The organism is Devosia sp. Z11_6 (assembly GCF_058133665.1).
Genome location: NZ_JBYUNQ010000001.1, coordinates 323331 through 335577, shown reverse-complemented (window position 1 = coordinate 335577; position 12247 = coordinate 323331). Strand labels below are relative to the sequence as shown.

At 63.1% G+C, this 12247-nt stretch carries 10 protein-coding genes; all 10 read right to left on the bottom strand.

Translation table 11 applies throughout. The features are described from left to right. Nucleotides 1-54: 54 nt before the first annotated feature. On the bottom strand, nt 55-180 hold the full coding sequence (gene ykgO / locus AC3YMN_RS01570) for a type B 50S ribosomal protein L36 (RefSeq protein WP_046139985.1): 126 nt from the start codon (nt 178-180) through the stop codon (nt 55-57). A 171-nt stretch (nt 181-351) separates the two neighbouring features. Beyond that, complete coding sequence (locus AC3YMN_RS01565; RefSeq protein WP_489888680.1) at nt 352-1371, bottom strand: ABC transporter ATP-binding protein; 1020 nt, start codon at nt 1369-1371, stop codon at nt 352-354. Continuing rightward, nucleotides 1371-2354: an ABC transporter ATP-binding protein gene (locus AC3YMN_RS01560; RefSeq protein WP_489888679.1), complete on the bottom strand. Its 984-nt coding sequence runs from the start codon at nt 2352-2354 to the stop codon at nt 1371-1373. Before AC3YMN_RS01560 ends, AC3YMN_RS01565 begins: the two co-directional genes overlap by 1 nt. Nucleotides 2355-2401: 47 nt before the next feature. Then, a complete protein-coding gene (locus tag AC3YMN_RS01555) occupies nt 2402-3316 on the bottom strand; it encodes an ABC transporter permease (protein ID WP_127754011.1) in 915 nt (304 codons plus the stop codon). Further along, the gene (locus AC3YMN_RS01550) at nt 3316-4239 is read right to left on the bottom strand and encodes an ABC transporter permease subunit (RefSeq protein WP_172124182.1); all 924 of its coding nucleotides are present in this window, start codon (nt 4237-4239) and stop codon (nt 3316-3318) included. Before AC3YMN_RS01550 ends, AC3YMN_RS01555 begins: the two co-directional genes overlap by 1 nt. Nucleotides 4240-4330: 91 nt before the next feature. Next, the gene (locus tag AC3YMN_RS01545; RefSeq protein ID WP_489888678.1) at nt 4331-5947 is read right to left on the bottom strand and encodes a peptide ABC transporter substrate-binding protein; all 1617 of its coding nucleotides are present in this window, start codon (nt 5945-5947) and stop codon (nt 4331-4333) included. 255 nt (nt 5948-6202) lie between these two features. Continuing rightward, a complete protein-coding gene (locus AC3YMN_RS01540; RefSeq protein WP_164854869.1) occupies nt 6203-6361 on the bottom strand; it encodes a hypothetical protein in 159 nt (52 codons plus the stop codon). Then, nucleotides 6358-7641 carry an acetyl-CoA C-acetyltransferase gene (locus AC3YMN_RS01535; RefSeq protein WP_489888677.1) on the bottom strand — a complete coding sequence of 428 codons (1284 nt, stop codon included), beginning with the start codon at nt 7639-7641 and terminating at the stop codon, nt 6358-6360. The genes AC3YMN_RS01540 and AC3YMN_RS01535 overlap by 4 nt, the downstream gene beginning before the upstream one ends. 21 nt (nt 7642-7662) lie before the next feature. Then, nucleotides 7663-9645: a 3-hydroxyacyl-CoA dehydrogenase NAD-binding domain-containing protein gene (locus tag AC3YMN_RS01530; RefSeq protein ID WP_489888676.1), complete on the bottom strand. Its 1983-nt coding sequence runs from the start codon at nt 9643-9645 to the stop codon at nt 7663-7665. Then, the gene (locus AC3YMN_RS01525) at nt 9642-12101 is read right to left on the bottom strand and encodes an acyl-CoA dehydrogenase (RefSeq protein WP_489888675.1); all 2460 of its coding nucleotides are present in this window, start codon (nt 12099-12101) and stop codon (nt 9642-9644) included. The genes AC3YMN_RS01530 and AC3YMN_RS01525 overlap by 4 nt, the downstream gene beginning before the upstream one ends. Nucleotides 12102-12247: the final 146 nt, after the last annotated feature.

Genomic DNA, 12247 nt, shown 5'->3' with positions numbered 1-12247 from the left:
CGACAAAGCCCGCACAAGGCGGGCTTTGCAGAAACTTGCAGCAGCAAGCAGATCTTAGCCCTGACGGGCCTTGAAGCGCTTGTCCACCTTGTTGATGATGTAAACGCGGCCGCGACGGCGGACGAGCTTGTTCGCGCGGTGGCGAGTCATCAACGCCTTCAGCGAGTTGCGGACTTTCATCTTGATATCCTCGGGTCAAACAAAAGGGGCGCCTAGGCGCCCGGAACTTGCGGGCATTCATAGGGATTTCCCCCTGCCCTGTCAACGCGGCACAAGCAGAGTTTTCACCCTCTTTTCACCGCTTTGCGCACCCCGGCAGGCTCGGCAAGCCGGGGCGCCGATTCCCCGGGCCTAGTGCCCCAGCACCGCATCCTCGGGCACGCCGATCTCGCGCCAGCGATGGCAGGCAACGAGCCGCCCATCCTCGATGGTCTCGAGCACTGGCCGCTTTTCCGCGCAATAAGGCTTGGCGAAGCGACAGCGGGTGCGGAACGGGCAGCCTGAAGGCGGATTGATCGGCGAGGGGATTTCCCCCCGCAGGGCATCCACATTGCGCTGTCGCGCCAATCTGGGGTCGGGAATGGGCACCGCCGTCAGCAGCGCCCGCGTATAGGGGTGCTTGGGATCCTCATAGATCTCGTCGCCCGTCGCCAGCTCCACGATTCGCCCAAGATAGAGCACAAGGATGCGGTCGGACACATGCCGGACGACGCTCAGATTGTGCGAGATGAAGATCAGGGTCAGCCCGAACTCGTCCTTGAGCTCGGCGAGCAGGTTGAGGATCTGCGCCTGGATCGACACATCCAGCGCCGAAACCGGCTCGTCGCAGACAATGAGCTTGGGCTCGGTGATCAGCGCCCGGGCAATGCCGATGCGCTGGGCCTGCCCGCCCGAAAACTCGTGCGGATAGCGGTTGATCATCTCGGGCAACAAACCCACCGCGGCCATGATCTTGAGCACGCGGGCCCGCCGCTCGGCCTTGTTGAGCTCGGGCCGCAAGGTGCGCAAGGGATCGGCGATGATGTCGCCCACAGTCATGCGCGGATTAAGCGATGCCAGCGGATCCTGGAAGATGATCTGCAGGTCCTGCCGGCGCTTGCGCATTTCCTCGGCCGGCACCCGGGTCAAATCCTGCCCCAGCCACAGCACCTGCCCCTCGTCCGGCGCAATCAGCTGCAGGATGCAGCGCCCGAGCGTTGACTTGCCGCAGCCGCTTTCCCCCACAATGCCAAGGGTCTCGCCCTTGCGGATGGAAAAGTTGATGTTCTCGAGCGCCGTCAGCGTCAGCTTGCGGCTGAACAGGCCGACGGAAATGGAGAAGGTCTTTTTGAGATCCTTGATCTCGAGGAGGTTGATCGGGGTCTGGTCCATCAGGCGACCTTTCCATAGGCCATCGGGCCTTCATAAAAGCAGGCTTTCTCGCGCCCATTGCCGGTATCCATCAGCGGCGGGCGCTCTTCGAGGCACCGGTCAAAGCAGAACGCGCAGCGCGGATTGAACGAGCAGCCCTTGGGCAGGTTCTCCAGGCTTGGCGGCAGCCCCTGAATTGGGTCGAGCCGCTCGGCGCGCTTGGCGATATGGGGCGTCGAATGCAGCAGCCCCAGCGTATAGGGGTGACGCGGATGGTAGAACAAATCGTCCACCGTGCCCTTTTCCACCGCCCGGCCGCCATACATCACCATCATGCGGTCGGCGACCCCGGCAACGACCCCCAGATCATGGGTGATCAGCACCAGCGACGTGCCGAAGTCCTCGGTCAGCGTCTTGAACAGCTCCAGCATCTGCGCCTGCACCGTCACGTCGAGCGCCGTGGTCGGCTCATCGGCAATCAGGATCTTGGGCTGGCACAGCAGCGCCATGGCGATCATCACGCGCTGCCGCATTCCGCCCGACAGCTCATGGGGAAAGCTGTTGGCGCGCTTGGCCGGTTCAGGAATCCCGACGCGCTCAAGCATGTCGACGGCGGCGCGGGTGGCGGCCTTCTGCTCGAACCCGCGATGCTTGACCAACACCTCGGCCAACTGCGTGCGGATGCGCAGCGTCGGGTTGAGTGAGGTCATGGGATCCTGAAAGATCATCGCGATGTCCCGGCCGCGATAGCGGTCGAGCTCATTGGGTCCCAGCGCCAGCAGGTCCACATCACCCATCATGGCGCGCCCGGAAGCGCGCCCGTTCTTGGCCAATAGGCCCATGATCGACAGAAAGGCCTGGCTCTTGCCCGAGCCGCTTTCCCCTACCACAGCCAGCGTTTCACCCCGGGCGAGGGTAAAATTCATCTCGCGCACCGCCTGGACTTCGCTTTCGTGCAGCGCGAAGGTGACCGACATATCCTGGACGTCGAGTACGTGCTTCATTTCAAACAGGGCCTTTCTGGCGCGCCCGGCACGAAGCCGGGCAGCGCTTAGCGATCCTTGGGGTCCAGCGCATCGCGCAGGCCATCCCCGATATAGGTGAGGCAAAGCAGGAGGGTGACCAGCACCACCGCCGGGCCGATCAGCATCCAGGGCAGCGTTTCCGCCACGGGCGAGCCGAACGAGATCAACGTTCCAAGCGATGTCTGCGGCTCTTGCACCCCCAGCCCCAGATAGGAAAGGAAACTCTCCGTGAGGATGATCTCCGGGACAGTTAGCGTCGCATAGATCACCACCGGCCCGGTCAGATTGGGCACGATATGGCGCATGATGATGGTCCAGGGCTTGGCCCCGCCCGCCCGCGCCGCCTCAACGAACTCGCGCTCCTTGATCGACATGGTCTGGCCGCGCACGATCCGCGCCATGGTCAGCCATTCCAGGCACCCGATACCCACAAACAGCAGCACGGGATTGCGCCCGAAGATCACCACGAGAATGATGACGAAGAGGATATAGGGCAGCGCGTACATGATATCGACAAAGCGCATCATTACCGCGTCGACCTTGCCGCCGAAATAGCCGGCGACCGCGCCATAGATCACCCCGATCACCACCGAAACCAGCGTAGCAACGCCGGCCACGATCAGGCTCATCTGCGTGCCCTGCATGATACGGGCCAGCATGTCGCGCCCGTTCTGGTCGGTGCCCGCGAAGTGCCCGTTCTCGAAATTGGGGGGCTTCCTGATCGCGCTCCAGTCGATCTTGTCATAGGTCCAGGGCAGCAGATACGGGCCGACAAAGGCGAAGAGGATGATGAAGCCGATCAAAAAGATCGACACCACCGCCGCCTTGTTGCGCACGAGGCGCCGCATCGCATCCTGCGTCAGCGACCGCCCCTTGGGGCCGTCCTCCAGCGCCTTGGCATAGTCGGAAAGAATGGCGTCCTTGCCTGTGATGCCGGCCATCAGCGCAACCTCACCTTGGGGTCGAGCCAGGCATAAAGCAGGTCAACCACGAGGTTCACGGCCAGAATAATAAACATGTACAAAATGGTCGTTCCCAGCACGAGGCCGTAGTCGCGGTTGAGCGCGGCGCTGATGAAGTATTTCCCGATCCCCGGCAGCGCGAAGATCTGTTCCACCACCAGCGAGCCGGTTAGCAGATAGCTCAGCCCCGGCCCCAAATAGGACACGACGGGCAAGAGTGCCGGCTTGATGGCGTGGCGCGCCAGGATCAGCCGCGTGCCCAGACCCTTGGAGCGCGCCGTGCGTACATAATTGGTACCCAGCACCTCGATCATCGAGCCGCGCATCAGCCGCGCCGTACGTCCGGCATGGGGCAGCACCAGCACCGCCACGGGCAGCACCAGATGGGCGATCGAGCCGTTCTGCCAGCCGCCCGCCGGCAACCAGCCCAGATACACCCCGAACACCAACTGCAAGATGCTGCCGATCAGGAAATTGGGCACGACAAGCCCAACCATTACCAGCATCACCAGCAGGTAGTCGGGCCACTTGTTCTGGTTCACCGCCGATATGGCGCCGGCAATCAGCCCCACCACCGTGCCGATGATGAAGGCGGTGAAACCCAGCATCAGCGTGAAGGGCAGCCCGATCCACAGCATCTGGGACACCGTGAAGTCGTTGTAGACCATCGACGGGCCGAAATCGCCCTGCAGCAGCCGGCCGATATAGATGAAATACTGGCTGATCAGCGGCTGGTCGAGGTTGTAGTGAGCGCGCAGATTGGCCAGCGTCTGGGGCGGCAATGCGCGTTCGCCGTCAAAAGGACCGCCCGGGGCCAGCCGCAAAATGAAAAAACACGCCGTCACGGCGATCAGCGCCACCGGCAAAGCCGACAGCACGCGCCGCAAAGCAAATCCGAACATGGGTGAACCTTTCTGGTCCGCCGCAGCAGCACCGCAGTGCGCTCGAGGCGGAGGATGCCGGCGCCACTCGTGGGCGGCGCCGGCGCGATTGTTATTCGGCCTTGGTCAGCCAGCGCGTACGGTGGATGTCCTTGGCATTGTTGACAAAGCCGGTGACCGAAGGCGTCACGACGTTCTGCGCGATATACCAGTAGATCGGGATCGCACCGGTTTCATCCATGGCGATCTTTTCGGCATCGCCGAGCATCTTGGCACGAACGGCCAGGTCGCTTTCGGCAGCGGCCGACTTCACCAGCGCATCGAACTCGGGGTTGGAATAACGGCCATAGTTGTTGCCCCAGTTCATCTGGCCATCCTGCATGATGCCGGTGGTCAAGAGCTCCAGCGTGTTGGACGGATCGGAATAATCGAGCAGCCAGCCGGCACGGCCGACCTGGAAGTCCCCGGCGCGCAGCGCGTCATAGTGCACGGCGGTTTCGGAGTTGAAGAGCTCAGTCTTGATCCCGATCTGCTCCCACATGGAGGAGATGGCGACGGCCACGCGCTGGTGGTTGTCATTGGTGTTGTACTTGAGCTGGACCGGCAGCGAGTTGGAGGCGTTGTAGCCCAGCCCTTCCATGATCGCCTTGGCTTGCGCCACGCGCTCTTCATAGGAGAGACCGATCCATTCGGGCTGATAGGGCTCGACGCCCTCATAGTTGGCAGTGCCTTCGGGCACCCAGCCATAAGCGGGCAATTCGCCCGTGCCCAGCACATCGGGGCCGATCACGTCGCGATTGATCGCCATCGACATGGCCTTGCGCACCTCGGCATTGTCGAAGGGTGCTTTTTCCTGGTTGATCACATAGTAATACACGCCCAGGAACGGCGCGAAGAAATCCTGCCCGGGCAGGTTGGTCTTGATCCACTCGGCCTGGTCAGCCGGGATATCAACGAGGATGTCGTATTCGCCGGCACGATAGCGCGCGAGGGCCGCGGCCAGGTCATCCTGCACGAAATAGTTGACCTCATCGATCTGCACATTGGCAGCATCGTAATAGGTCTCCGACTTGACCGACTTCACATAGGAGCCGGGCACCCATTCGGTGATCTTGTAGGGGCCATTGCCGACGATGTTCTCGGGCGCCGTCCAGGCATCGCCGACCTTGTCGACCACATGCTTGGGAATAGGATAAGCGGTGTAGTGGGTCAGCGCCTGGAGGAAATAGGGCGTCGGGCCTTCAAGCGTGATCTCGACGGTCTTGTCGTCGAGCGCCTTGACGCCCAGTTCATTGAAATCGGTGATCGCCCCTTCGGCCAGTTCCGAGCCATTCTTGATGGGGAACTGCAGATAGGCATATTCCGAGGCGGTGGCGGGATTGAACAAGCGCTGGAAGGCAAACACAAAGTCTTCTGCCGTTACCGGCTCGCCGTCGCTCCACTGAATGCCGTCGCGCAGCTTGAAGGTATAAACCAGCCCGTCTTCGGAAACGGTATAGCTTTCGGCCTGGCCGGGAATGGCATCGGCATTGGCGTCTTCAGCCATTAGGCCTTCGATATAGTCGCCGATGATCCGGTTTTCCCAGTCGCCCGAGGCCTTGTGCGGGTCGAGCGAGCCGGGCTCGGAGCCGTTCATCATGTTGAGCGTAACAGCGGAGGCCGCGCTGCTCATCAGCAGCGCCATGGCGCTCGCTACTGACACAGCCTTAAGAGTTTGCGCGAATTTCATGCTCGTCCCATCTCCTTGTGGAAGTCCTGATGTCGATTCTTGTGTGCCCGCTTTGCCGCGGTTGCCTTGTTTACCGGCAGTTTTGACCTGCCGGTCAATTTCTGGACGGTAAACCGCCTTTCCGCCCACTGACAAGCAAAACCTTGACCTATGCGTCAACGTAACCACGGCTCGCACAATATAGGCGGCAGTAAACGCCCCTCCCGGCCATGCAGAGGCGCTGCAACATTACAATTTTCGTAAAATAGTGCAGAACTAGCCGCCGAGAATACCTGAGCGCTGCACTCCATATATGGCGAGCGCCACCACGATCAGCAGTGCAAAAGGCAGCCAGGCTGGCGGCTCGCGCCGTTTGCGCGGCGGCTGTTCCGGCTTCTTCTCGATCCGGCGAAACTTGACCACATTGTCCTTCACGCCGCCCGCTCCACAATCGCCGCTACGCCCTGCCCGCCTGCCGTGCAGACCGACAGCAGGGCCCGCTGCCCCTGCCCTTCGGCCAACATCTTGGCCGTCAACCCCAGAATGCGCGCGCCCGTTGCCGCAAAGGGATGCCCATAAGCGATGCTCGATCCCTTGAGGTTGATCCGCTCGGGATCGATCGGCCCTAGCACCTCCTCGCGGCCCAGCTCGCGCCGGCAATAATCGGGATCGTTCCAGGCCTTGAGCGTGCACAGCACCTGCGCGGCAAAGGCCTCGTGCAGCTCGAACAGGTCGAAATCGGCAAAGCCTAGTCCCTTGCGCGCCAGCATCTCGGAAACGGCAATCGTGGGAGCCATCAACAAGCCCTCACCATGGGCGAAGTCATTGCCCGCCACCCGCCCGGCCGTGAGATACGCCAGCACCGGCAGCCCGCGCTCGCGGGCCCAATCCTCGCTCGCCAGCAGCACCGCTGCCGCCCCGTCGGTGAGCGGGGTCGAGTTCGCCGCCGTCAGCGTGCCATGGCCCGAACTCTTGTCGAATGCCGGCTTGAGATCCGCCATCTTGGCCAGATTGGCATCCGCCCGCACATTGTTGTCGCGGTCGAGCCCCGCGCAGGGCACCAGCAGATCGTTGTGGAAACCTTCGTCATAGGCAGCCGCGGCCTTGCGGTGGCTGTCGACCGCCCACTCATCCTGCGCCCGCCGGGTAATGCCCCATTCGCGCGCCATCAGCTCGCAATGCTGCCCCATCGACAGCCCCGTACGCGGCTCCTGGGTAGAGGGCGCCACCGGCGTCAGTTCCCCGAGCGAGAACCCCTTGAACACACCAAGCTTGTCGCGCGTGGTGCGCGCCTTGTTGAGATCGATCATTCGGTGCTGGAACTTGTCGCCAAATACCACCGGGCTGTCGCTGACGCTGTCGGCACCGGCCGCAATGGCGCTGTCGATCTCGCCGGTCGCGATCTTGGCCCCAAGGCTGAGCGCTGACTGCAGGCTCGTGCCGCAGGCGATCTGCATTGTCGTGCCAGGCGTGCGCGGTGATAGGCCCGCATCGAGCAAGGCTTCGCGCGCGAGGTTGAAATCGCGGCTATGACTGATCACCGCCCCCCCGATCACCTCATCGATCTTTTGCCCCTTGAGCCCGAACTTGTCGGCGAGACCACCCAGCGCCGCCGCCAGCATCGAAAGATTGGTTTGCTCGCTATAGGCCGTGTTCCCCCGCGCAAACGGGATCCGCGCCGACCCCACAATCGCGACTTTGCGCAGTTCAGTCATCTTGCTCTCCAAACAGCGCCATCACGCCTTCCCATCCCGGCGCGCCTGCAGCGGCCCGCCCAGGAACGGCGCAAAGCCGGTGCCCAAAACCACCCCGATATCGGCCAGATCCGCATTGGCGACCACGCCCTCGGCCAGCACAACCTCGGTTGTATCGACCAGCGGGCGGACCAGTTCACGCCCCAAACCTGCGAGATCGGCATGGGCCGGGGTTTCACCCTTTTGCGCCTTGCCGTCGCTCCACTTGTAAAAACCCTGCCCGCTTTTGCGCCCAAGCTTGCCGCGCCGCACCAGTTCGGCAAAGCGCGACCCCTCGGGCACGGCATGCCCCAGCTCCGTCGCCACCGACTGGCCGACATCGAGCCCCACCGTATCCATGAGTTCGATCGGCCCCATCGGCATGCCGAAGGCCACGGCCGCGGCATCGAGCAGTTCGGGGCTTTCCCCCGCTTCCACCCGCTCCACCGCGCCCAGCATATAGGGCATCAGCACCCGGTTCACGAGAAAGCCCGGTGCCGATTTCACCACCACCGGCGACTTGCCGATCGCCACCGTAAAGGCCGCGCCCTTGCCGATCTCCTCGTCGCTATTGAAGCGCGAGCGGATCACCTCGACCAGCGGCAACTGGGCCACCGGGTTGAAGAAATGCAGCCCGATCAGCCGGGATGGATCACTCAGCCCCTCCGCAATCCGCTCCAGCTCGATCGATGAGGTATTGGTCGCCAGGATCGCCCCCGGCTTGATCTCGGTCTCGAGCTCGGCAAAAATCTGGCGCTTGATAGCCAGATCCTCCACCACCGCCTCGATCACCACATCGGCCCGCGCCACGCCCCTGCCATCGGGATCGGCCTGCAGCCGCAACATCGCGGTATCCACCTCGAAGCGTTTCTTCAGCCGCTTCTTGAACAGCGCCTTGCCCCGCTCCAGCGCCGGCTTGATCCGATTCATGTCGAGGTCCTGCAGCGTCACGCTCATGCCGCGCAGCGCGCACCAGGCGGCAATATCCCCGCCCATCACCCCGGCCCCGATCACATGCACGCGCCGGAACTGCTGCCCCTTTGCTGCCTGCTTCTTGAGCCCCTCGGACAAAAAGAACACCCGCCGCAGATTGGTCGCCGTGGTCGAACCCATCAGCGGCACAAAGGCCGGCACCTCGCCCGCAATCATCGCGCGCCAGTCATTGCCGTGTTCTTCAAACAGCTCGATCAGCCCATAGGGCGCCGGGTAATGCTCGCGCTTGGCCTTCTTGCCGACCTTTTGGCGCATCTTGTCGGCCACATAGCCGCGCAGCGGTCCCATCGCCATGATCGTCTTGGTGATCGGCGCCACGGTGGACCGGCGCTTTTGCAGCACGGCCTTGCGCCCTTCCCAGCGCAGATTGTCGCGATGGCGCACCAGCTTGTCGACGAGCCCCAGCCCGCGCGCCGGGCCCGCCCGCAGCATCTTGCCGGTGAGCATCAGGTTCATGGCATCTACCGGCCCGGCCTGGCGGATGGATCGGCCGGTGCCACCAAAACCCGGAAAGATCCCCAGATTGACCTCGGGAAAGCCGAGCTTGGTTTTCTCGTCCTTGACCGCGATCCGGTAGTGGCAGGCCAGCGCCAGCTCCAGCCCGCCGCCAAGGCAAAAGCCGTGAATGCCCGCAACCACCGGGATCTTGAGGTTCTCGATCCGGTCAAACAGTTTATGAGCCTGCCGCAGCGCGTCTGGCAGCAGCGCCAGGTCCATCTTGTCGAATTCGCGCACATCGGCGCCGGCGATAAAGCCGCTATCCTTGCCCGAAAGCAGCACCACCCCCACGAGCTCGCGCCTGTCGGCCATCCCCTCGATGCGCCCGATCAGCTCCTCAAGCTCGAGGATCGCGGCGGTGCTGAGCGTATTGACCGGCGCATCGGGGCTATCGATGGTCAGCCAGCCGATATCTTCCACATCCTTGTGGAAGCGCCACGAGCCCGTCACGCCCTCAAAGGGCAGGATGGGGGTGTCCATCAGCTCTTCGATCATTCCGCTGCCCTCCGCGCCGGTTCCGCTGCCAATTTGTCGGGATCGAAATCATCAACCCGCACCGCGCGTTCCGTCGCCGCGTCGGCTGCACGCATGATACCCGCTTCATTGTCGTTGAGAACGCCCGCCGCTACCGCATCGGCAATGGCGTCGCGGTCGAGCCGGCGCTCGATCACCCCCTTGCGCGCGGCCTTGACGAACCGCGCCTCGATCTCCTCGGCCTCGGTGACCTTAAGCAGCGCATCCTCCAGCACGCCCGTGACATCATCGGGGTCCATCGACACATAGGCGCCCGTGGTCATGCGGTCGCGGAACTGGCCGGGCTGCAGCACGGCGCGGGCATACCGGTTGTTCACCCGATCCGCTGCCGGGCGGGCATGCCGCCCCAGCGGAAAGCACAATACCCGCATCGCATTAGCCATGACCCGATTGGGGAAATTGGCGAATACCTCGCCGAACTTGCCCTCAATGGCAGCAATGCGATCCGCCATGATCGCATCCACCAGTTCCCGATCTTCGGCCAGCCGCCCCTCATCTTCGAAGCGCTTGAGCACCGCTGACATGAGGTAAAGCTCACTCAAAATATCAGCCATGCGGCCCGACAGCTGCTGCTTGGCCTTGAGCGCGCCACCCAGCGACACCGTGGTCCAGTCAGCCACCAGCGCAAAGCACTGGCTGTAGCGATGCAGCTGCCGATACCAGCGCCCCGCCTCATGCTCGGCTGGGCTCGAAGCAAAGGAGCCGCCGGTCACGCCATGCAGGAAACTCGCTACGATATTACGCAGCATGAAGCGCGTATGCCCGCCAAAAGCCTGGTCGAACTGCTCCAGCCCCTGGACCCGGTCGGGGTTCTGCACCGCCTGGATCTCCCGGTACAAGAAGGGATGCGCCCGTAGCACGCCTTGTGCGAACGTCATCAGCGTGCGGGTAAGGATATTGGCGCCCTCGACCGTGATGGCGACCGGCGTCGCCATATAGGCCCCAAAAAGGTAGTTGCTCGGCCCGTCCTGGATCGCCCGCCCGCCATGGATATCGAAAGCATCATCGATGGTGTCGCGCATCGCCTCGGTGGTGCGATATTTCAGCAAGGCCGAGATCACCGCTGGCCGCTGCCCCTCATCCACCATGGAGGCTGTCAGCCGCCGCGAAGCTTCATAGACATAGGCGTTCTTGACCATCCGCCCCAGCGGCTCGGCCACCCCTTCCATCATCCCCACCGGCATGCCGAATTGGCGCCGGATCCGGGCATAGGCGGAGGTCACCCGCAGGCTTTGCTTGATCGAGATCGTACCAATGGCCGGCAGCGAGATCGCCCGCCCCGTGGACAGGCATTCCATCAGCATGCGCCAGCCTTGCCCGGCATAGGCCGTGCCCCCGATCAGGAAATCGAGCGGAATAAACACGTCCTTGCCCGTGGTCGGCCCGTTCATGAAGGCCTGCCGCGAGGGATAATGGCGCCGTCCGATCTCCACCCCGGGGTGATCAGAGGGCACCAGCGCCAGCGTGATGCCGATATGCTCGCCCTTCCCCAGCAGGTTCTCGGGATCCTTGAGGATGAAGGCGAGGCCCAGCAGCGTCGCTACGGGCGCGAGCGTAATATAGCGCTTGTCCCAGGACAGCCGCACCCCCAACACTTCGCGCCCCTCATGCATCCCCTTGGTGACAACGCCGATATCGCGCATCCCCCCGGCATCGGAGCCTGAATGCACGCCCGTCAGCGCAAAGCACGGCACTTCGAGCCCCGTCGCGAGCCGCCGGAGATAGCGCTCCTTCTGCTCTGATGTGCCGTATTTTTCCAGCAACTCGCCCGGCCCCAGCGAATTGGGCACCATCACCGTGATCCCCGCCGCCACCGAGCGGCTGGCGATCTTCGACACGATCATGGATTGCGCCTGCGCCGAAAACCCAAGGCCCCCATGCTCCTTGGCGATCAGCATGCCAAAGAACCGGTTGTCCTTGAGGAACTGCCACACCTCGGGCGACAGATCTGCTAGATTGTGCCGCGCTTCCCAGTCATTGATCATCGAGCACACCTGCTCGGTGGGCCCATCCAGAAATGCCTGCTCTTCCGCGCTCAGGGTCAGTGGGCGGATGGCCGTCAGCTTGCTCCAGTCCGGCCGCCCCGAAAACAGCTCCGCATCCCACCCGACAGTGCCGGCATCAAGCGCTTCCTGCTCGGTCCGCGAGACGCGCGGCAACATGGATTTGACCACCCCATAAAGCGGGCGCATCACCAAGGCCTTGCGGATCGGCGCCAGGCTCAACAGCAGCAGCACGATCCCGGGCAGCAGCGCCAGCACCAGCCCCGCGCCCGTCAGCCGATAACCGACTTCGAGATCGATGCCCGACATCAGCCCGATCACGAGGGCCGCCACGCCCCACTGCCAGAGCGGCGCTTCGCGGATGGCCAGCACGGCGATGGCGACCAGGGACAGCACAATCAGCAACAACGCCACGGCAACATCTCCTTGAGGCACACCCGCAACCATCGGGCACCTAACCACTCTAACCAGCCTTACGTAAACGTCAACTCCACGCCCCATGCGTAGAGCGCCTGCGCTGCAGCCTTCAGAAACCCGGGCAAGTGTTTGACGCTAACGTA

Coding starts and splice junctions, on each gene's coding strand:
- ykgO (WP_046139985.1), bottom strand. CDS start 180: ATGAAAGTCCGCAACTCGCTGAAGGCGTTGATGACTCGCCACCGCGCG.
- AC3YMN_RS01565 (WP_489888680.1), bottom strand. CDS start 1,371: ATGGACCAGACCCCGATCAACCTCCTCGAGATCAAGGATCTCAAAAAG.
- AC3YMN_RS01560 (WP_489888679.1), bottom strand. CDS start 2,354: ATGAAGCACGTACTCGACGTCCAGGATATGTCGGTCACCTTCGCGCTG.
- AC3YMN_RS01555 (WP_127754011.1), bottom strand. CDS start 3,316: ATGGCCGGCATCACAGGCAAGGACGCCATTCTTTCCGACTATGCCAAG.
- AC3YMN_RS01550 (WP_172124182.1), bottom strand. CDS start 4,239: ATGTTCGGATTTGCTTTGCGGCGCGTGCTGTCGGCTTTGCCGGTGGCG.
- AC3YMN_RS01545 (WP_489888678.1), bottom strand. CDS start 5,947: ATGAAATTCGCGCAAACTCTTAAGGCTGTGTCAGTAGCGAGCGCCATG.
- AC3YMN_RS01535 (WP_489888677.1), bottom strand. CDS start 7,641: ATGACTGAACTGCGCAAAGTCGCGATTGTGGGGTCGGCGCGGATCCCG.
- AC3YMN_RS01530 (WP_489888676.1), bottom strand. CDS start 9,645: ATGATCGAAGAGCTGATGGACACCCCCATCCTGCCCTTTGAGGGCGTG.